The organism is Streptomyces mobaraensis (assembly GCF_020099395.1).
Taxonomy (GTDB): domain Bacteria; phylum Actinomycetota; class Actinomycetes; order Streptomycetales; family Streptomycetaceae; genus Streptomyces.
The window spans coordinates 7,052,738-7,076,190 of record NZ_CP083590.1 but is presented as its reverse complement, the minus strand read 5'-3'; the positions used below and the strand labels follow the sequence as shown (position 1 = coordinate 7,076,190).

At 72.2% G+C, this 23,453-nt stretch carries 2 protein-coding genes and 1 pseudogene; all 3 read right to left on the bottom strand.

The window, feature by feature from the left end:
- Window positions 1-33: 33 nt before the first annotated feature.
- Window positions 34-11,796: a type I polyketide synthase gene (locus K7I03_RS31150; RefSeq protein ID WP_224347303.1), complete on the bottom strand. Its 11,763-nt coding sequence runs from the start codon at window positions 11,794-11,796 to the stop codon at window positions 34-36.
- Between the two features lie 52 nt (window positions 11,797-11,848).
- Entirely contained in the window at window positions 11,849-20,008 is an 8,160-nt protein-coding gene (locus K7I03_RS31145; protein WP_449657235.1) for an SDR family NAD(P)-dependent oxidoreductase, read from the bottom strand.
- Window positions 20,007-23,453 (bottom strand): annotated as a pseudogene (locus K7I03_RS34150) (type I polyketide synthase); the annotation flags it as partial. The gene K7I03_RS31145 and the pseudogene K7I03_RS34150, both read right to left, overlap by 2 nt.

Here is a 23,453-nt window from a genome sequence, read left to right as displayed (position 1 = left end):
CTTTCGTACCCGGCATGTTTCTTCCACTCCTGATCAAGAAGGCAGTTCGCGGTCGATCAGCTCGAACAGCTCGTCGTCGGACGCGGACTCCAGGTCGTCGCCCGCGACGGTGTCGCCGCTCCCGTCACCCGCGCCGTCGCCCAGCCGCCACAGCAGGGACTCCAGGCGCGCCACCAGGCGGCCGCGGGTGTCCTCGTCGTGCGCGTGGCCCGCGATCACCGTCTCCAGCCGGTCCAGCTCGCCGAACAGCGGCGCCGACGGGTCGGCCGCCGCGGGGCAGAGCTGCTCGCGCAGTTCCTCCGCGATGGCGGCGGGGGTGGGGTGACGGAAGATGAACGTGGCGGGCAGGCGCAGGCCGGTGGCGGCGGAGAGCCTGTTGCGCAGTTCGACCGCCGTCAGGGAGTCGAAACCGAGGTCCGTGAAGGGAACGTCGGCGCGTACGGCGTCGGTGCCCGCGTGCCCGAGCACCGCCGCGGCGTGGGTACGCACCAGGTCGAGCAGGTTCTGGTACTGCGCCTCGACGGTGAGGCCCGCGAGTCGCCCGGCCCAGTCGGTGCTCGGCCGGCCGGCGGCAGCGGTCGGCCGGGCGGGCCCCTGCCCGTTGGCGAAGGCGCGCAGCAGGGCGGGCAGGGCGGTGGCGGATTTGGCGGCCAGGACGCGGGGATTGAGATCGGCGGCGAGTACGTAGGGCTCGGCGCGGCGCTGTGCGGCGTCGAGGAGGGCGAGGCCGTGTTCGCCGCTCATCGCCTTGACACCGATGCGGGCCATGCGGGCGACGTCGGTCTCACCGAGACCACCGGTCATGCCGTCGCCGGAGGTCTGCCACAACCCCCAGCCCACCGACAACCCACTCAACCCCGCGGCACGACGGCGGCGCATCAGAGCGTCGCAGTAGGCGTTCGCCGCGGCGTAGTTGGCCTGACCCGGACTGCCCAGCGTCGCAGCCGCGGAAGAGAAGACGACGAACGCCCCCAACCGCAGGTCCCGCGTCGCCTCGTGCAGATGGGCCGCGGCCGTCGCCTTCGCCGACCACACACGCGCCAGGCTCTCGGGGGTCTGGGCCGTCACCACCGCGTCCTCCAGGACACCAGCGGCATGCACCACACCGGTCAGCGGATGCGCCGGATCCGCCTTGCCGACCAACTCCGCCACCGACACCGCATCACTCACATCAGCCGCCACCACCGACACCTCGGCACCCAATCCGCGCAGGTGCTCGACCAGCTCGGCCGCGCCCGGAGCCTCCGGCCCACGACGACCCGCCAACAGCAGACGCCGCACACCCCACTGCCGGACCACATGTTCGGCCACGACCCGGCCGAGAGCTCCGGTGCCGCCGGTGATCAGTACGGTGCCTTCGGGGTCGAGGGCGGGCGGTATTTCCAGGACCAGCTTGCCGGTGTGCTTGGCCTGGCTCATGAACCGGAACGCCTCCCGCGCCTTGTCCAGCGGCCAGGAACGCACCGGCAGGGGAGCGAGCGCGCCGGAGGCGAACAGCTCCTCCATCGCCGCCCACATATCCCTGATCCGGTCGGGTCCGGCGTCGGTGACCAGGTCGTAGAGGTGGTACGTCACCCCGGGATACCGCTCGGCCACCTCAGCCGGGTCGCGCACATCGGTCTTGCCCATCTCCAGGAAGCGCCCACCCTCGCGCAGCAGCCGCAAGGACGCCTCGATGAACTCACCCGTCAGGCTGTTCAGCACCACATCCACACCACGACCACCCGTGGCCCGCCGGATCCGGTCCTCGAAATCCACATCACGCGAGGAGGCACGGTGCCCGGCGTCGATGCCCATCTCCTCCAGCACACCATGCTTGGCAGGACTGGCCGTCGCGAACACCTCCGCACCCAGATGACGGGCGATCCGCACCGCCGCCATCCCCACCCCACCCGTCGCCGCATGCACCAACACCGACTCACCCGGCCGCACACCCGCCAACTCCACCAGCCCGTACCAAGCCGTCAAGAACGCCACCGGCGCACCCGCCGCCTCCAGCACACCCCACCCCGACGGAACCGGCGCCACCATACGGGTGTCCGCTATGGCCACCGGCCCGAACGAGCCGCCGAGCACACCCATGACCTGGTCGCCGACCGCGAGGTGCGTGACGTCGGGCCCGACCTCCGTGACGACGCCGGCACCCTCGCCGCCCAGGCCGGTCTGTCCCGGCACCATGCCGAGGCTGACCAGGACGTCGCGGAAGTTGATTCCCGCGGCCCGGACCTCCAGGCGCACCTGGCCGGAAGCCAGGGGTTCGGCGAGTTCGGGGCAGGTCACGGGGGCCACCCCCTCGAGCGTTCCGGTGCCGCTGGTCTCCAGCCGCCAGTCCCGTGCGCCGGGCGCCCCGACGGCAGGGCCCCCGGTCGCGCGGACCAGCCTCGGGATCAGCAGCGTTCCGTCGCGGAGGGCGAGTTGCGGTTCGTCCAGTTCCTCGACGGCGTAGCGCAGCGCGGCGTGCGGGAGATCGTCGCCGTCCGTGTCCACGAGCACGAAGCGGCCCGGGTGTTCGGACTGGGCACTGCGGACCAGCCCCCAGACGGAAGCGGCGACCGGATCGACGTCACCGTCGTCCTCGATGGCGACAGCGCCCCGGGTCACCAGCAGCAGCCGGGACTCGGCCGACTGGGGCGCGGCCAGGAACTCCTGGACCAGGGAAAGCACCCGCTCTGCCGCCGCGAGACCGTCGCCGCCGGCCTCGATGGGAGTGACCACCGCCCAGGGCGCTTCGTCGTCGCCGCTTGGGACGTCCTCCCCAACCGTGGCGGGAAGCGGCAGCGGCGTCCACCGCACGGTGAACAAGCCGTCGTCGTCCCTCACGGACCTCAACTGCCCGACGTCCGCCGGGCGGAGCGTCACCGATCCCACGCTCAGTACGTTCGTCCCGGCGGCGTCCGTGACCAGGAGCCGGAGTTCCCGTTCGGTGGCGTCGTGCTCACCGGGCGACACGCGTACGCGTACGGTGTCGGCGCCCGCGGCCCACAGGCCGACCCGGTTCCAGGTGAACGGCAGCCACAGCTTGCCGTCGTCCTGCGGTTCCCCGCCCCAGTCGAGCAGGAGGGCCGGGTGGAGCGCGGCGTCAAGGAGGGCGGGGTGGATGCCGTAGCCGTCCGGCGAACCGGCGGCCTCCGGCAGCGCGACCTCGGCCAGCAGGTCGTCACCGTCCCGCCACACCGACCTCAGCCCCTGGAAAGCCGGACCGTACGCGTAACCGGCCGCGGACATCCGCTCGTAGAAGCCTTCCACGGCGACCGGCACTGCGCCCGAAGCCGGCCAGGCCCCGACCAGTCCCTCGGGTGCGGCCGTGGGCTCGGGGGTGAGGACGCCGGTGGCGTGGCAGACCCAGGCGTCGTCGCCGTCGTCGGGACGACTGTAGACACGCACCTCACGACGGCCGTCGTCCGCCGCCGCGTCCACCACCACCTGCACCCGCAACCCCGACACCGCCGGCACCACCACAGGAGCCTGCAACATCAACTCCTCGACCGTGACACACCCCACCTCGTCACCGGCCCGCAACACCCACTCCACCAACGCCGCACCGGGAACGAGAACCGTCCCGGCCACCTCATGATCGGCCAGCCAGGAAACACCCGAAGACGACAACCGACCCGTCAGCAGGCAGCCGCCCCGATCGGCGAACTCCACCGCCGCACCCAACAACGGATGCCCCGCGGCCACCAACCCCAGACCCGCCGCATCCACACGCCCAGACCCTCCGGCCAACCAGAACCGCTCACGCTGGAACGCATACGTCGGCAGATCCACCACCGCGGGCTTGCCCTTGCCCTGGAACCAGACGTCCCAGTCCACGGCGGCCCCGGCCGTGTGCAGCCGCGCCATCGCCTCGAGGAACGCCTGCTCCTCGGGCCGGCCGCCGCCCAGCGACGAGACCAGCAGCGGCTCGGGCCCGTCCACCTCGTCGAGGGTGTGCTGGGCGGCGGTGGTCAACACCGGAGCCGGACCCAACTCCACGAAGAACCCGGCCTGGTCGGCAACATGCGCGATGGCCTGCCGGAAGAGAACCGGCTGGCGAACATGCCGCACCCAATAGTCCGGAGACGCGATCTCCTCGTCCGCGGGCAGACCGGTCACGTTGCTGATCAACGGGATCGCGGGAGCCTTGAACCTCACCCCGGCGAGCGCATCGGCGAAGTCCGGGAGCATGGGCTCCATCAGCGCCGAGTGGAACGCGTGGCTGACGGAGAGCGCTTTCGTCTTGCGTCCCTGGGCGGACCATGCGGCAGCGATCCGCTCCACAGCATCGGCAGGGCCGGAAATCACGGTGGAATCAGGAGTGTTCACGGCAGCGACGCTCACCCCTGAGCCGTCCAGGTCACCGGCCAACTCCTCGGGCGTGGCCTGCACCGCGCACATCGCACCGCCCTCAGGCAGCGCACCCATCAACCGCGCCCGAGCACCCACCACCCGGCACGCATCCGCCAGATCGAACACACCCGCCACATACGCGGCAGCGATCTCACCGACCGAATGACCGATCACCACATCAGGGCGAACCCCCACCGACTCCCACAACCGGGCCAACCCCACCTGGAGCGCGAACAACCCCGCCTGCGCCCACATCGTGTGATCCAAACGATCTTGAGGGCCACCGAAGACAACATCCTTCAGCGAACCCCCGAGCTCCTCCTCCAACAGCCCACACACCTCATCGAACGCCCCCGCGAACACCGGGAACCGCTCATACAACCCCGACCCCATCCCCACCAACTGACTCCCCTGACCACTGAAGAGCCATATCGACTTGCCCCCACGCACCACACCCGGACCCACCAACCCCGCATGCGACTCCCCCACCGCCAACGCCTCAAGCGCGGCCACCCGCTCCGTGCCTGCCACCACTGCTCGGTGTTCGAACAGCGACCGCGTACGCAGCAACGACCAGCCCACATCCCGTGCGGGCACGTCAGAGGCGTCCGCCACGGCGTCCTTGAGGCGGTGGGCCTGGTCGCGCAGCGCTTTCGGGCTGCGGGCGGACAGCACCCACGGCACCAGTCCACCGTCACCGGGATCCTCCTCCCGTGCGGCCTCCGCCGGCTCGGGGACGTGCTCGATGATCAGGTGCGCGTTGGTGCCGGACGCACCGAACGACGAGACACCCGCCCGACGCGGCCGGGCCGCCTCAGGCCACGGCACCGCCTCCGACACCACCCGCACCGCACCCGACGCCCAGTCCACATGCGGCGTCGGCTCATCCACATGCAGACTCGCCGGCACCACACCCCGCCGCATCGCCATCACCATCTTGATCACACCCGCCACACCCGCCGCGGCCTGGGTGTGACCGATGTTGGACTTCACCGAGCCGAGCCACAACGGCCGGTCCTCCGGCCGCCCCTGCCCATACGTGGCCAGGAGCGCCTGCGCCTCGATCGGATCGCCCAGCGTCGTCCCCGTGCCATGCCCCTCGACCACGTCCACATCGGACGCGGCGAGCCCACCGCTGGCCAACGCCTGTCGGATGACCCGCTCCTGCGACGGACCGTTCGGCGCCGTCAGCCCGTTGCTCGCGCCGTCCTGGTTCACCGCCGAACCACGCACCACACCCAGCACTCGGCGCCCATGGCGCCGGGCGTCGGACAGACGCTCCAGCAGGAGGACGCCGACGCCCTCTCCCCAGCCGGTGCCGTCGGCCGCGGCGGCGAACGGCTTGCAGCGGCCGTCCGGGGCGAGGCCACGCTGGCGGGAGAAGCCGGTGAAGACCTCGGGGGTCGCCATGACGGTGACACCGCCGGCGAGGGCCAGGTCGCACTCGCCCTGCCGCAGCGCCTGCGCCGCCAGGTGGATCGACACCAGCGACGAAGAACACGCCGTGTCGACCGTCACCGCCGGACCCTCCAGACCCAGCGTGTACGCCACCCGCCCGGAGACCACGCTCCCCGAGCCGGCCAGCATGGAGTAGCCCTCCAGTTGGGGGTCCTCGCCACTGGCCAGGCCCGCCGCGTAGTCGTGGTACATCACGCCCACGTACGTACCGGTCTGCGTCCCCTTCAGCGACGTCGGGTCGATACCCGCCCGCTCCAGCACCTCCCACGACGCCTGCAGCAGCAGCCGCTGCTGCGGATCCATGGCCAACGCCTCACGCGGGCTGATGCCGAAGAACGCGGCGTCGAAATCGGCCGCGTCGTGCAGGAAGGCCCCTTGGTCGGCGTAGCTGGTGCCGGGGTGGTCGGGGTCCGGGTGGAAGAGCCGGTCCAGGTCCCAGCCGCGGCCCGTGGGGAACTCCCCTACCGTGTCCACGCCCGATTCGACCAGCCTCCACAGATCTTCGGGTGAGGTGACGCCTCCCGGGTACTTGCAGGCCATGGAGACGATGGCGATGGGCTCGTCCGCCTCGACGGTGGCACGCTGAACGGCGGGGCCGGCCACCTCGCCGCCTCCCAGCCGGGTGCACAGATGGGCGGCCAGCGCCCGGGGCGTCGGATGGTCGAAGACCAGGGTGGCGGGGAGCCGCAGGCCGCTGGCCGCCGTCAGGCTGTTGCGCAGTTGCACCGCCGTCAGCGAGTCGAAGCCGAGGTCCTTGAAGTTGGCTTCGGTGCGGACGTCGGCCGGCGTGGGGTAGGCGAGTACCGCCGCGACGCACTCGCGCACCAGATCGGTGACGGCGGCGAGGCGTTCGGCGGCGTCGAGGCCCGCGAGCCGGTTCTCCAGCGCCGCCGGGTCGCCGGTGGAACCGGCGGCCGTCCGGCGGCGCGGCCGCCCTGCGAGCTTCCGCAGCATCGCGGGGGCGGTGTCCTGGGCCAGGCCGCGTACGTCGATCCCGGCGGCGACGACCGCCGGGCCGTCCACGTCGCGCGCCGCGTCCAGCAGGGCCAGTCCCTGCTCGTCCGAGAGCGGCTTCATGCCGCCCGCGCGCAGCCGCGCCAGGTCGGCCTCGTCGAGGTGCCGGGTCATGGCGCTGTCACGCGCCCACAGCCCCCAGGCGATCGACAGGGCGGTCCCGGTCCCGTGTGTGCCGTCGCGGCGGGTCACGAGGGCGTCGACGAAGGCGTTGGCGGCCGCGTATCCGGCCTGGCCCGCGTTGCCGAGGACACCGGCGGCGGAGGAGAAGGCGACGAACAGGGCCGGGTCCGCCCGCCGGGTGGCGAGGTCCAGGTTGGCGGCGACGGTCGCCTTGGCGGCCCAGACCCTGGCCAGTTGATCGGGGGTCTGCGCGGTGACCACGGCGTCGTCCAGCACGCCCGCCGCGTGGATCACTGCGGTCAGGGGGTGCTCCGGATCGACGGAGGCGACCAGCCCTTCGGCGGCCCGCCGGTCGGTGAGGTCGGCGGCGACGATCCGCACCTGGGCACCGAGCGCGGTGAGCCGGTCGGCGAGGTCACCGGCGCCGGGCGCGTCGGGGCCCTGCCTGCCGACGAGCAGCAGGTGCCGCACCGACCAGGTGCGGACGAGGTGTTCGGCCACCAGGCCGCCCATCATGCCGGTGCCGCCGGCGATCAGGACGGTGCCGTCGGGGTCGAGGCCGGCGCGGGCGGGCCGCCGGGGTCCGTCGGCTCCGGTCCCGGATTCGGTCTCGGATCCGGTCGTGGTGGCGCGTACGAGGCGCGGGGCGAGGACGCGGCCGGCGCGGAGGGCCAGTTGCGGCTCACCGGAGGCGAGGGCCCGTGCCACGGCCGCGCGGTCGAGCCCCTCGTCGTTCGCGGCGTCGAGGCCGTCCGCGACATCCAGCAGAACGAAGCGGTCCGGGTGCTCGGACTGGGCGCTGCGGACCAGTCCCCAGAGGGCGGCGGCCGACGCGTCCACGTCCCCCGGCTCGTCGACGTCCGGAACGGCCGCCGCGCGGTGGGTGAGGAAGACGAGGCGGGCGTCGGTCAGGCGCGGTTCGGCCAGCCAGTCCTGTACGAGCCGCAGTGTGCGCTCGGCGACGGCGCGACCGTGTGCCTCGACGGCGAGGGACGATGTGTCGGGTGCCGGGGAGGGTGCGACGAGGACCGTTCCGGGAACCGGTGCACCGCCTTCCAGCAGCGCCGCCGGAGTCGCGTAGCGCGGAACGTCCGCTCCGGCCCAGGCCGGCGCGTCCTGGCCGAGCACCGCCCAGCCGCGCTCGTCCCCCGCGTCCGCCGAAGGCACGTCCACCGGCGGAACGTCGGTCCACTCCACGGTGAACAGCCCCTTGGCCCCCGCCTTCCCCGCCACGCGCAGCCGCCCGGGATCGGCCCGGCGTACCGCCAGCGAGGCGACGCTCAGCACGGGTGCGCCGGTGGCGTCGGTCACCGTCAGCCGCAGGTCCGGTTCGTCCCCCTCCCCCCGGTGCGGGGACAGTCGCACCCGCGCCTCGGTGGCACCGGTGGCCCACAGGGAGACGCCGTTCCACGCGAAGGGCAGTCTGACGCCGGCTTCGGGCTCCTCCTGGGCTCCTTCATCGAGCAGCAGCGCCGGGTGCAAGGCGGCGTCCAGCAGGACGGGGTGGATGCCGAAGCCGTCATGAGCGCCCGCGGCGTCGGGCAGGACGACCTCGGCCAGCAGGTCCTCGCCGTGCCGCCACACCGTGCGAAGACCCTGGAACGCCGGGCCGTAGTGGTAGCCGGCGGCCGAGGCCCGCTCGTAGAGACCGCCGATGTCCACCTGCTCCGCGCCGGCCGGCGGCCATGCCCCGCCCGGTTCGCCGTCGACGGCGGACGCGGGTTCGGGGCTCAGCACACCGGTGGCGTGGCACGACCACGCCTCGTCGTGGTCCGCCGCGTCCTCGGTGTCGGGCCGGGAGAAGATCCGCACCTCCCGCCGCCCGTCCCTCTCGTCGGCCGGACCCACGACGACCTGTACCTGGAGCCCGCCGGAGTCGGGCAGCGCGAGCGGCGCCTGGAGCGTCAGCTCCTCCAGGGTGGGGCAACCCGCCTCGTCGGCGGCCTGGAGCGCCCACTCCACCAGGGCCGCGCCGGGCACCAGCGTCGTCCCCGTCACGGCGTGGTCGACGAGCCAGCCGGCGGCACCGGACGCCGCGAGCCGGCCGGTCAGTACGAGCGCGCCGTCCGCCAGACCGAGCGCGGCGGGCAGCAGCGTGTGCTCCAAGCGCCGCAGCCCCGCCTGCCGGACGTCACCGACTCCGTCGACCTCCAGCCAGTAACGCTGGTGCTGGAAGGCGTAGGTGGGCAGGTCGACGGTACGGGGGGTGGGGTCCGTGGGAAAGAAACGCCGCCAGTCGACGTCCGCGCCAGCCGTGAACGCGCGCGCCACGGAATGCGTGAGCTGGAGGATGTCGCCGTGCTCGCGGCGCAGGGTGGGCACCACCGTGGCGGTGACGTCCGCCTGCTCGATGGTCTCCTCCATGCCCAGGTTCAGCACCGGGTGCGGGCTGGCCTCGATGAAGACGCGATAGCCGTCCGCCAGCAGTGCTTCGACCGTGTCGGCGAAGCGGACCTGCTGCCGCAGGTTCGTGATCCAGTAGTCGGAGGTCAAAGTGGCGGTGTCGATCCGGCCGGCGGTGACCGTGGAGTAGAACGCGATGTCGGTCGCCAAAGGCTCGACACCGCTCAGACGCTCGGCCAGCAGATCCGCGATCTCATCCACCTGCGGACCGTGCGAGGCGTAATCCACATCGATCAGGCGTGCACGATGACCTTGCGCCTCAGCTTCCGCGACCACTGCGGCCACCTGCTCCGGCGGGCCCGAAACCACCGTCGACGAAGGGCCGTTCACGGCAGCGACGCCGACTCCTGCGTGCCCGTCGATGAACTCTTCGGCAAGTTCCCGGCCCACGCCGAGAGAAGCCATCGCACCCCGACCGGCCAACCTCCTCAACGCATCACTACGCACCGCGACGATCCGCGCCGCATCCTCCAACGACAACGCACCAGCCACCACCGCCGCAGCCATCTCACCTTGCGAATGACCGATCACCGCGGCGGGCTTCACCCCGTACTCCGCCCAGACGGCGGCGAGAGAGACCATCACCGCCCACAGAACCGGCTGCACCACCTCCACCCGCGACAGCACATCGCCGTCACCGCTCAATACCTCGACCAACGACCAGTCGACATACGGAGACAACGCCCGCTCACACTCGGCAATCCGAGCCGCGAACACCGGTGATTCATCCAACAGTTGGGCACCCATGCCCACCCATTGCGACCCCTGCCCCGGGAACACCAGCACCGGCCCAGGGCCCATCTCACCGGCCACCCCGGACACCACATCCGCCGACACCTCACCCGCGGCCAGCGCCTCAAGACCCGCGACCGCCTGACCGACGTCCCGGCCCACCACCACGGCCCGGTGCTCGAAGGCCGCACGCGACGTCGCCAGCGACCAACCCACGTCCAACAGCGAGGAGCTCTCCGACGCGAAGGCACCCAAACGCTGGGCCTGCTCCCGCAGCGCCTCACCCGTACGCCCGGACACCACCCACGGCACCACCGCACCCGGAACAGGCTCCGGCACACCCTCGTCGGAAACCTCCGCCGGCGCCTCCTCCAGGATCACATGCGCGTTCGTCCCCGAGATACCGAACGAGGACACGCCGGCCCGGCGCACCCGTTCGCTCCGCGACCACGGAACCGGCTCGGTGAGCAGCCGTACGCCGCCGCCTTCCCACTGCACGTGCGGGGTGGGCTCGTCCACGTGCAGGGTGGCGGGCAGCAGCTCGCGCCGGAGTGCCATCACCATCTTGATCACACCGGCCACACCGGCGGCCGCCTGCGTGTGGCCGATGTTGGACTTCACCGAGCCGAGCCACAGCGGCCGGTCCTCGTCGCGCTCCTTGCCGTACGTGGCGATGAGGGCCTCGGCCTCGATGGGGTCGCCCAGCTTGGTGCCGGTGCCGTGCGCCTCCACCGCGTCGATCTCGGACGTGGAGAGGTTGGCTCCGGCCAGCGCCTGCCGGATGACGCGGCGCTGCGAGGGGCCGTTGGGCGCGGTGAAGCCGTTGCTGGCGCCGTCCTGGTTGACGGCCGAACCCCGCAGAACGGCGAGGACCTTGTGCCCGTTGCGGCGCGCGTCCGACAGACGCTCGAGCAGGATCAGGCCCGCGCCCTCGCCCCAGCCCGTGCCGTCGGCCGCCGCGGCGAAGGGCTTGCAGCGGCCGTCGGGGGCCAGGCCGCGCTGGCGGGAGAAGCCGGTGAACACCTCGGGTGTGGACATCACGGTCACGCCGCCGGCGAGGGCCAGGTCGCACTCGCCCTGCCGGAGTGCCTGCGCGGCCAGGTGCATGGCCACCAGCGAGGACGAGCAGGCGGTCTCGACGGTCACGGCCGGGCCTTCGAGGCCGAGGGTGAAGGAGACGCGGCCCGAGAGGACGCTGGGCGCGCTGCCCGCGTACCCCTCGGTGGCCTTGCCCGCCGGGTCGCCCTGGGTCGGGTTGCCGGTCGTCGCGGCACCCACGTAGACGCCCGTGGGGCTGCCCTTCAGGGTGGTGGGGTCGATACCCGCCCGTTCGAGCACCTCCCAGGACGTCTCCAGGAGCAGGCGCAGCTGCGGGCTGCTGGCGAGGGCCTCGCGCGGGCTGAAGCCGAAAAACCCGGAGTCGAACCGGTCGGCGCCGTCGAGGAATCCGCCCTCGCGTACGTAGCAGGTTCCCGGGTGGTCGGGGTCGGGGTGGTAGAGGCCCTCCAGGTCCCAGCCGCGGTCGGTGGGGAAGCCCTCGATGGCGTCCTTGCCCTCGGCCACCAGCTCCCACAGGGCCTCGGGCGACGCGACGCCGCCGGGGAACCGGCAGGCCATGCCGACGATGGCCACCGGCTCCTGGGAGCGCTCCTCCACTTCGCGCAACCGCTGCCGCGTGTCGTGCAGTTCGGCGGCGACCCGCTTGAGGTAGTCGACCAGTTGCTCTTCACTCGCCATGAGAGTTCACCCAGCCTTCAGCGTGGTTGTCGCGCCGTGCACGGTCGTCGGTTCACAGACCCAGCTCTTTGTCGATGAAGTCGAGCACCTGGTCGGTCGTGGCGACCTGGAGCTGCTCCTTGGCGCTGCCGGAGTCGGGCGCGGCACCGGACGCCGCGCCGGACGCCCGCCACTTCGCCAGGAGGGATTCCAGACGCGCGGTGACGGCGTCCGCGTCGAGGTGTTCGACGAGCGCGGAGGACAGGGTGCGCTCAAGCTTCGCCATGTCGCGGAGGACGGAATCGGTGGCCTCCTGCCCGGTCGGCGTTCCGCCGTCGGGTGCGAGCCGTCCGTCGAGGTGTTCCGCCAGGGTGTCGGCGTCCGGGTAGTCGAAGACCAGTCCGGCGGGCAGGCGCAGGCCGGTGGCTGCGGAGAGCCTGTTGCGCAGTTCGACCGCGGTGAGGGAGTCAAATCCGAGTTCCTTGAAGGTGCTGCCGGTGGTGAGGCTGTCGGTGTGGTGTCCGAGGACGGTGGCGGCCTGCTCCCGGATGAGGCCGACCAGTGTGTGGTGCCGTTCGGCCGGCGGCAGGGCGGCCAGCCGGCTCGCCAGGTCGGCGGGCCGCGCGCCCGCGGTCGCCGAAGCCGTCGGCCTGCTCGTTGCGGCCCGATCGGGAGCGGCGAGGCCGCGCAGGAGGGTGGGCCTGGTGTCCACGGGGTGGGTGGCCAGGGTCCGCAGGTCGAGGTCGAGCCCCACCACGTGGGGCCGGCCCTGGTGGTGTGCGGCGTCGAGGAGGGCGAGGCCGTGTTCGCTGCTCATCGCCTTGACACCGATGCGGGCCATGCGGGCGACGTCGGTCTCACCGAGACCACCGGTCATGCCGTCGCCGGAGGTCTGCCACAACCCCCAGCCCACCGACAACCCGCTCAGCCCCGCGGCACGACGGTGACGCATCAGAGCATCGCAGTAGGCGTTCGCCGCGGCGTAGTTGGCCTGACCCGGACTGCCCAGCGTCGCAGCCGCCGAGGAGAAGACGACGAACGCCCCCAACCTCAGATCCCGCGTCGCCTCGTGCAGATTGGCCGCGGCCGTCGCCTTCGCCGACCACACACGCGCCAGGCTCTCGGGGGTCTGGGCCGTCACCACCGCGTCCTCCAGGACACCAGCGGCATGCACCACACCCGTCAGCGGATGCGCCGGATCCGCCTTGCCGACCAACTCCGCCACCGACACCGCATCACTCACATCAGCCGCCACCACCGACACCTCGGCACCCAACCCCCGCAGGTGCTCGACCAGCTCAGCAGCGCCCGGAGCCTCCGGCCCACGACGACCCGCCAACAGCAGACGCCGCACACCCCACTCGCGTACGAGGTGCTCGGCGACGAGCCGCCCCAGCGCGCCGGTGCCGCCGGTGATCATCACCGTGCCCTCGGGGTCGAGGGCACGGGGGATCTCCAGCACCAGCTTGCCGGTGTGCTTGGCCTGACTCATGAACCGGAACGCCTCCCGCGCCTTGTCCAGCGGCCAGGAACGTACCGGCAGCGGCTTAAGCCGGTCTGAGGTGAAGAGTTCGGCGAGACGCTCGAACATCCGCCCGATCCGGTCGGGTCCGGCGTCGGTGACCAGGTCATAGAGGTGGTACGTCACCCCGGGATACCGCTCGGCCACCTCAGCCGGGTCGCGCACATCGGTCTTGCCCATCTCCAGGAAGCGCCCGCCCTCGCGCAGCAGCCGCAAGGACGCCTCGATGAACTCGCCCGTCAGGCTGTTCAGCACCACATCCACACCACGGCCACCCGTGGCCCGCCGGATCCGGTCCTCGAAATCCACATCACGCGAGGAGGCACGGTGCCCGGCGTCGATGCCCATCTCCTCCAGCACACCGTGCTTGGCAGGACTGGCCGTCGCGAACACCTCCGCACCCAGATGACGGGCGATCCGCACCGCCGCCATCCCCACCCCACCCGTCGCCGCATGCACCAACACCGACTCACCCGGCCGCACACCCGCCAACTCCACCAGCCCGTACCAAGCCGTCAAGAACGCCACCGGCGCACCCGCCGCCTCCAGCACACCCCACCCCGACGGAACCGGCACGACCATACGGGCGTCGGCGACCGCGACGGACCCGAAGGCGCCCTCGAACACGCCCATGACCTGGTCGCCGACCGCGACGTGGGTGACGTCCGGTGCGACCTCCGTGACGACGCCGGCACCCTCACCGCCCATGGCCCCGTACGCGGAAACCATGCCGAGGGCCACGAGCACATCGCGGAAGTTGATGCCCGCGGCGCTCATCGACACCCGGATCCGGCCGGGCTCCAGGGGTTCGAGAACCTCCGGGCAGGGCGCCGCCGTCAGGTCCTCCAGCGAGCCGCCCGCGCCCATCCGGAGGCGCCAGGCCGGTTCGCCGAGCGGCGCGACCAGCGCGGCCGGCCGACGTGCCTGGGTGAGGCGCGGGACGCTGAACCGGCCGTCGCGCAGGGCGATCTGGGGTTCGTCCTGCTCTTCGACGAGGTGCCGCAGGGCGGCCTGCGGGAGGTCTCCGCCGTCCGTGTCCACGAGGCCGTCCGTGTCCACGAGCACGAAGCGGCCCGGGTGTTCGGACTGGGCACTGCGGACCAGCCCCCAGATGGAAGCGGCGACCGGATCGACGTCACCGTCGTCCTCGGTGGCGACAGCACCTCGGGTCACCAGCAGCAGCCGGGACTCGGCCAGCCGGGGTGCGGCCAGGAACTCCTGGACCAAGGACAGCACCCGCTCGGCCGCCGCGAGCCCGTCGCCTCCGGCCTCGATGGGAGTGACCACCGCCCAGGGCGCTTCGTCGTCGGAACGCACCACATCGGCCGGGGTGGCGCCTTCACCGAGTGTGACCCAGGGGGCGCCGCCCGGCGCCTCCTGCTCGGGCACCGGAATCGGCGTCCACTCCACCGTGAACAGGCCCTGTTGGTCGCGCTGTTGGTGGGCCGAGAGGTGGGACGCCCGCACGGCCCGGGTCCGCATGGCGTCGACGCTCAGTACGGGACCGCCGGTCGTGTCGGCGACCGTCACCCGCGCGCCCTGCTCGATGCCGCCTTCGACGGGGCTGAGGCGTACGCGGACGGTCGTGGCGCCCACCGCCCACAGCGATACGCCGTTCCACTCGTAGGGGACGCGCACCTCGTCGTGCCCGCCGTCCGGGAACCTGGCGGCCAACAGGGGGTGGAGCGCGGCGTCGAGGAGGGCGGGGTGGATGCCGTAACCGTCCCGCGAACCGGCGGCCTCCGGCAGCGCGACCTCGGCCAGCAGGTCGTCACCGTCCCGCCACACCGACCTCAGCCCCTGGAAGGCCGGACCGTACGCGTAGCCGGCTTGGGCGGCGCGCGCGTAGAAGGTCTCGACGTCCAACGGATCGGCTCCGGCGGGAGGCCAAGGGCCGGACAACTCCGGCGCGGGGCGGGATGTTTCGGGGGTGAGGACGCCGGTGGCGTGGCAGACCCAGGCGTCGTCGCCGTCGTCGGGACGACTGTAGACACGCACCTCACGACGACCGTCGTCCGCCGCCGCGTCCACCACCACCTGCACCCGCAACCCCGACGCCGCCGGCACCACCACAGGAGCCTGCAACATCAACTCCTCGACCGTGACACACCCCACCTCGTCACCGGCCCGCAACACCCACTCCACCAACGCCGCACCGGGAAAGAGAACCGTCCCGGCCACCTCATGATCGGCCAGCCACGAAACACCCGAACGCGACAACCGCCCCGTCAGCAGGCAGCCACCGCGATCGGCGAACTCCACCGCCGCACCCAACAACGGATGCCCCGCGGCCACCAACCCCAGACCCGCCGCATCCACACGCCCAGACCCTCCGGCCAACCAGAACCGCTCACGCTGGAACGCATACGTCGGCAGATCCACCACCGCAGGGCGGTCCAGGAACCAGCCCGTCCAGTCCACGGCGGCTCCGGCCGTGTGCAGCCGCGCCACCGCTTGGAGAAAGGCCAGGTCATCCGCCCGCCCAGTGGCCAGTGAAGAGACCAGCAGCGGCTCGGGACCGTCCACCTCGTCGAGGGTGTGCTGGGCGGCGGTGGTCAACACCGGAGCCGGACCCAACTCCACGAAGTACCCCGCCTCGTCGGCAACATGCGCGACGGCCTGCCGGAAGAGAACCGGCTGGCGAACATGACGCACCCAGTAGTCGGGAGACGCGATCTCTTCATCGGCAGGCAGACCGGTCACATTGCTGATCAACGGGATCGCAGGAGCCTTGAACCTCACCTCGGCCAGCGCGTCGGCGAAGTCCGGGAGCATGGGCTCCATCAACGCCGAGTGGAACGCGTGGCTGACGGAGAGCGCTTTCGTCTTGCGTCCCTGGGCGGACCATGCGGCAGCGATCCGCTCCACAGCATCGGCAGGGCCGGAAATCACGGTGGAATCAGGAGTGTTCACCGCAGCGACACTCACCCCCGAGCCCTCCAGGTCGCCGGCGAGTTCCTCAGGGGTGGCCTGCACCGCGCACATCGCACCACCCTCGGGCAGCGCGCCCATCAACCGCGCCCGGGCACCCACCACCCGGCACGCATCCGCCAGATCGAACACACCCGCCACATACGCGGCAGCGATCTCACCGACCGAATGACCGATCACCACATCGGGACGTATCCCCACCGACTCCCACAGCCGGGCCAGCCCCACCTGGAGCGCGAACAACCCCGCCTGCGCCCACATCGTGTGATCCAAACGATCTTGAGGGCCGCCGAAGACGACATCCTTCAGCGAAGCCCCGAGTTCCGCTTCCAGCAGCCCACACACCTCATCGAACGCCCCCGCGAACACCGGGAACCGCTCATACAACCCCGACCCCATCCCCACCAACTGACTCCCCTGACCACTGAAGAGCCATATCGACTTACCTCCACGCACCACACCCGGACCCACCAACCCCGCATGCGACTCTCCCACCGCCAACGCCTCAAGTCCGGCGATCAACTCCGCATGCTCTGTCCCCACCACCACAGCCCGGTGCTCGTGGGAAGCACGCGTCGTCAGCAGGGACCACCCCACCTCGGCCGGGTCCGCTCCCCCGGCGACAGCCTCCTTGAGGCGGTGGGCTTGGTCGCGCAGTGCCTCCGGGCTGCGGGCGGACAGGGCCCAAGGCGTCGGTGCGTCGGCGGCAGGCTCCCTTTCCGGGGCCGCCGGCTCGGGGACGTGCTCGATGATCAGATGTGCGTTGGTGCCGGACGCACCGAACGACGAGACACCCGCCCGACGCGGCCGATCCACCTCAGGCCACGGCACCGCCTCCGACACCACCCGCACCGCACCCGACGCCCAGTCCACATGCGGCGTCGGCTCATCCACATGCAAACTCGCCGGCACCACACCCCGCCGCATCGCCATCACCATCTTGATCACACCCGCCACACCCGCCGCGGCCTGCGTGTGCCCGATGTTCGACTTCACCGAACCCAACCACAACGGCCGTTCGCTGACGCGTTCCTTGCCGTACGTGGCCAGGAGCGCCTGCGCCTCGATCGGATCGCCCAGCGTCGTCCCCGTGCCATGCCCTTCCACGACGTCCACATCGGACGCCGTCAGCCGGGCACTGGCCAACGCCTGTCGGATGACCCGCTCCTGCGACGGACCGTTCGGCGCCGTCAGCCCGTTGCTCGCGCCGTCCTGGTTCACCGCCGAACCCCGCACCACACCCAGTACCCGATGTCCTCGACGTCGGGCATCCGACAGACGCTCCAGCAGGATCAGGCCGACACCCTCCGAGAAGCCGACTCCGTCGGCCGCCGCCGCGTAGGGCTTGCAGCGGCCGTCCGGGGACAGCCCGCGCTGACGCGAGAAGCCCGCGAAGACGTCGGGGTCGGCCATGACGGTGACGCCACCGGCGAGGGCGAGGTCGCACTCGCCCTGCCGCAGCGCCTGCGCCGCCATGTGGATGGCGACCAGCGATGACGAACACGCCGTGTCGACCGTCACCGCCGGACCCTCCAGACCCAGCGTGTACGCCACCCGCCCGGAGACCACGCTCCCCGAACTCGCCAGGTAGGCGTAGCCCTCCAGTTGGGCGTCGGCTTCGGGAAACGCCTTGGCGTAGTCGTGGTACATCACGCCCACGTACGTACCGGTCTGCGTCCCCTTCAGCGACGTCGGGTCGATACCCGCTCGCTCCAGCACCTCCCACGACGCTTCCAGCAGCAGCCGCTGCTGCGGATCCATGGCCAACGCCTCGCGCGGGTTGACGCCGAAGAACGCGGCGTCGAAGTCCCCCGCGTCGTGCAGGAACCCGCCCTGGTCGCTGTAGCTGGTGCCGGGGTGGTCGGGGTCGGGGTGGAAGAGCCGGTCCAGGTCCCAACCGCGGTCGGTCGGGAAGGCGCCCATCGCGTCCCGGCCGGACTCGACGAGGTCCCACAACGCGTCGGCGGAGGTCACCCCGCCCGGGAAGCGGCAGGCCATGGAGACGATGGCGATGGGCTCGTCCGCCTTGACGGTGACGGGCCGCACGGCGGGGCCGGCCACCTCGCCGCCGCCCAGCCGGGTGCACAGATGGGCGGCCAGCGCCCGGGGCGTCGGGTGATCGAAGACCAGCGTCGCGGGCAACCGCACGTCGCAGGCGGCCGACAGGCGGTTGCGCAGCTCCACCGCCGTCAGCGAGTCGAAGCCCAGGTCCCTGAAGGCGGCGTCCACCTTCACCCGCTCCGCCGTGCCGTGGCCGAGCACCGCCGCCACGTGTTCGCGCACCAGGTCGGTGACTGCGGTGCTGCGGCCCTCCTCGTCCAGGCCGGCCAGACGCGTGGCGAGCGCGCCGCCGGTCGTCCCGGCCGCCGCCACGCGGCGCCGGGTGGCGGGCGGGGCGAGTGTACGCAGCAGGGGGGAGAGGCCGTCGGCCGTGGTGCGCGGGTCGAGGTCGGCCGCCAGGACGTACGGGCGGCCGTGCGCACGGGCGGCGTCGAGCAGCGCCAGGCCGTTCTCGGTGCTCAGGGGCGCGAAGCCGGTGCGCTTCATGCGCGCCAGGTCCGTCCGGCCGAGCTGCCCGGTCAGGTCGCTGGTGGCCTCCCACAGACCCCAGCCGATGGAAAGGCCCGCGAGCCCCTGGGAGCGGCGGTTGCGCATGAGCGCGTCGCAATAGGCGTTCGCGGCCGCGTAGTTGGCCTGTCCGGGGCTGCCGAGGAGGGCCGCGGCGGAGGAGAACACCACGAAGAGCCCGAGCGGCATTCCGCGCGTCGCCTCGTGGAGGTGACGGGCGGCGGCCGCCTTGGCCGACCACACCCCGGCGAGGCTCTCGGGAGTCTGGGCGGTGACGACGGCGTCGTCCAGGGCGCCGGCCGCGTGCACGACGCCGGTCAGCGGGTGGGCCGAGTCGATGCCCGCGAGCAGACCGGCGACCGCGGCGGGGTCGCCGGCGTCGGCCGCCGCGATGCACACCTCGGCACCCAACTCGGCCAGCCGCCGCTTGAGTTCGGCGCTTCCCGGGGCGTCTTCGCCGCGCCGGCTCGCGAGGAGCAGGTGGCGTACGCCCCAGGTCCGGACGAGGTGTTCCGCCACCGCCCCACCGAGGACACCCGTGCCACCGGTGATGAGGACCGTGCCGTCCGGGTCGAGCTCCTCGACGGAACCCTCCCGTGTGCCGTCGGCCCGGGTCAGCCGGGGGACGCGGATCTCACCGCCACGCACGGCCAGTTGCGGCTCGTCGGCGTTCCGGGCCGCCGCCATGGCCGAGGCGAGGGTGTCGTCCGGGCCGATGTCGAGCAGCGTGAAGCGGCCCGGGTGCTCCGACTGTGCGCTCCGGACGAGACCCCATACGGCCGCGGCCGCCGCGTCCACGCCGTCGCCGTCGTCGGCCGCGATCGCCCCTGTTGTCACGAAAACCAGGCGACTGTCGGAGAGTTGAGGTGACGCGAGCCAGGTCTGTATCAGACCGAGGATGCGCGTGGTCAGTGTCAGACCGTCGTCGTCCGCGGCGGTTTCGACCGGGGCGGCGACGAGCCGCGGCGCCGGGGCGCCCGCTTCGAGGGACGCTACCAGCTCCGCGAGGCCGGAGCCGTTCCGGCCCAATGTCGGCCACGTATCGTCGTCCTGGGCCTCCGGCTCCCCCACGGCGGGGGCCTGCGGGGTCCATTCCAGGTCGAACAGGCCGCTCCCCCCGGCCTCGGGCCGTCGCCGCCTCGGCGAGCCGGCCGGTGTCGGCCGGGCGCGAGTGCAGGGCCCGCACGGTGAGGACAGGAGCACCGACGGCATCGGCCACGGTGATCCGTACGCCCTGCTCGACCCGCTCGCCGAGCGGCGCGAGGCGCACACGAACGGTGGTCGCCCGCACCGCGTGCAGTTCCACGTCGTTCCAGGCGAACGGCAGCCAGACCTCAGTGCCGTCGGAGGGCGGGAGGAGCAAAGCGGCGGGCTGGAGGACGGCGTCGAGGAGCGCCGGGTGGATGCCGAACCCGTCCGGGTCACCGGCTTCCTCCGGCAGTGCCACCTCGGCCAGCACGTCACCACGGTGCCGCCACAGCGCCCGTACGCCCCGGAACGCCGGCCCGTAGCCGTACCCTGCCCGCTCCGCCCGCGCGTAGAGGTCCGCGACGTCCACCGGCTCGGCGCCCGCCGGCGGCCACGCGCCGTCCAGGGGCGTCGTGTCGCCGCCCGTCGGCCCTGGGCCGAGCACTCCGGTCGCGTGGCAGGTCCACGGCCGCGTCGAGCCGAAGGCATCGTCGTCATCGGGGCGGGAGAACACCTGGACGTCACGGCGGCCGTCCGCGCCGGCCGCGTGCACGACGACCTGGATCTGCAATCCCCCGTCGGCGGGGAGCACGAGCGGCGCCTGGAGCGTCAGCTCCTCCAGGGCGGGGCAGCCCGCCTCGTCGGCGGCCCGCAGCACCCACTCCACCTGCGCGGCGCCGGGCACGAGGGCCTGGCCCGCCACGACGTGATCGTCCAGCCAGGCTCCCGACTGCCGCGACACCCGGCCGCTGAGCAACTGGACGTCCCCGCTGGCCAGCCCCACCGAGGCGCCCAGGAGCGGATGCCCCGACGCCGCGAGGCCGAGCCCTGCCGGGTCACCCGGGCGCCCGCCTGCGGGGGCCAGCCAGTAGCGCTGGTGCTGGAAGGCGTAGGTGGGCAGGTCGACGGTACGGGGGGTGGGGTCGGCGGGGAAGAAACGCCGCCAGTCCACGTCCGCGCCCGCCGTGAACGCGAGCGCGGCCGAACGCGTCACCTGGAGCAGATCGCCGTGCTCGCGGCGCAGGGTGGGCACCACCGTCGCGGAAACGCCCGCCCGCTCGATGGTCTCCTCCATGCCCAGGTTCAGCACCGGATGCGGGCTGGCCTCGATGAAGACGCGATAGCCGTCCGCCAGCAGTGCTTCGACCGTGTCGGCGAAGCGGACCTGCTGCCGCAGGTTCGTGATCCAGTAGTCGGAGGTCAAAGTGGCGGTGTCGATCCGGCCGGCGGTGACCGTGGAGTAGAACGCAGTGTCGGTCGCCAAAGGCTCGACACCACTCAGACGCTCGGCCAGCAGATCCGCGATCTCATCCACCTGCGGACCGTGCGAGGCATAGTCCACGTCGATCAGGCGGGCACGGAGCTCGCGCCCCTTCGCGTCGGCCACGATCGCCGCCACCTGCTCCGGCGGCCCCGAAACCACCGTCGAGGACGGGCCGTTCACGGCAGCGACGCCGACTCCCGCGTACCCGTCGATCAGCTCTTCGGCAAGCTCCCTGCCCACACCGAGGGAAGCCATCGCACCCCGACCGGCCAACCGCCTCAACGCATCACTCCGCACGGCGACGATCCGCGCCGCATCCTCCAGCGACAACGCACCGGCCACACACGCCGCGGCCATCTCACCTTGCGAGTGACCGATCACAGCAGCGGGCTTCACCCCGTACTCGGCCCAGACAGCGGCGAGGGAAACCATCACCGCCCACAGAACCGGCTGCACCACCTCCACCCGCGACAACTCGGCACCGTCACCACGCAACACCTCGACCAACGACCAGTCGACATACGGCGACAACGCCCGCTCACACTCGGCAATCCTCGACGCGAACACCGGCGACTCGTCCAGCAGTCGAGCCCCCATCCCGATCCACTGTGACCCCTGACCCGGAAACACCAGCACAGGACCCGCACCAGGAGCGCCGGCCACCCCGGACACCACGCCCGCCGACACCTCACCGGCAGCCAACGCGCGCAATGCGTCCGACAGTTCGTCCCGGCCCCGGCCGATCACCACGGCCCGGTGCTCGAACATCGACCGTGTCGTGGCCAGCGACCAGCCCACGTCGAGCAGTGAGGGACCCTCCGACGCGAACGCGCGCAAGCGCGTGGCCTGTTCGCGCAGCGCCTCAACATCGCGCGCCGATATCACCCACGGCACCACCCCATCGGAATCGGCTTCCGGGGTGCCGATGGCGTCACTCTTCTGGACGTCCGGGGCTTCCTCCAGGATCACATGCGCGTTCGTCCCGGACATTCCGAACGCGGACACCCCCGCCCGACGTGGCCGCTCGCCGCGCTTCCACGGCACCGGTTCGGTCAGGAGCCGGACGGAGCCGGAGGACCAGTCGACGTGCGGGGTCGGCTCGTCGGCGTACAAGGTGGCGGGCAGCAGTTCGCGCTGGAGCGCCATCACCATCTTGATCACGCCGGCGACGCCGGCGGCGCCCTGGGGGTGGCCGATGTTCGACTTCACCGAGCCGAGCCAGAGCGGACGGTCCTCGTCGCGGTCGCGGCCGTAGGTGGCCAACAGGGCCCCGGCTTCGATGGGGTCGCCCAGCTTGGTGCCGGTGCCGTGCGCCTCCACCGCGTCCACCTCGGCGGCGCCCAGTCCGGCGTTGGCCAGGGCGGCGCGGATGACGCGCTCCTGCGAGGGACCGTTGGGGGCGGTGAGGCCGTTGCTGGCGCCGTCCTGGTTGACGGCCGATCCGCGCAGCAGGGCGAGGACCTTGTGCCCGTTGCGGCGCGCGTCCGACAGGCGCTCCAGCAGGATCAGGCCGACGCCTTCGGAGAAGCCGGTGCCGTCGGCCGCCGCGGCGAAGGGCTTGCAGCGGCCGTCGGGGGAGAGTCCGCGCTGGCGGGAGAACTCCGTGAACATGCCCGGCGTCGACATCACGGTGACGCCGCCCGCCAGGGCGAGGTTGCACTCGCCCTGGCGCAGCGCCTGCGCCGCCAGGTGCATGGCCACCAGTGACGAGGAGCACGCCGTGTCGACGCTGACCGCCGGGCCTTCGAGGCCGAGGGTGAAGGAGACGCGGCCCGACAGGACGCTGAGGGCGTTGCCGGTCAGCAGGTGCCCCTCCACCGACCTGTCGGCCTGGCCGTTTCCGAAGCCCGGCACGCCCGCGCCGACGTAGACGCCGGTGGGGCTGAGTTTCAGGGTGGCCGGGTCGATGCCGGCCCGTTCCAGGAGCTCCCAGGCGGTCTCCATGAGCACCCGCTGCTGCGGGTCCATGGCGAGCGCCTCGCGCGGGCTGATGCCGAAGAAGGAGGCGTCGAAGCCGGGCGCGTCGTACAGGAATCCGCCGTGGCGCACGTAGCTGGTGCCCGGGTGCTCGGGGTCGGGGTGGTAGAGGCCGTCCAGGTCCCAGCCACGGTCAGTGGGGAACGCGCCGATGGCGTCTCCGCCCTCGGCGACCAGTTCCCACAGCGCCTCGGGCGAGCGGGTGTCGCCCGGGAAGCGGCAGGCCAT

Bases quoted from the DNA above. Each gene is read 5' to 3' on its own strand.
- K7I03_RS31150 (WP_224347303.1), bottom strand. From the start codon at position 11,796: ATGGCGAGTGAAGAGCAACTGGTCGACTACCTCAAGCGGGTCGCCGCC.
- K7I03_RS31145 (WP_449657235.1), bottom strand. From the start codon at position 20,008: ATGCCGTCGGTGCTCCTGTCCTCACCGTGCGGGCCCTGCACTCGCGCC.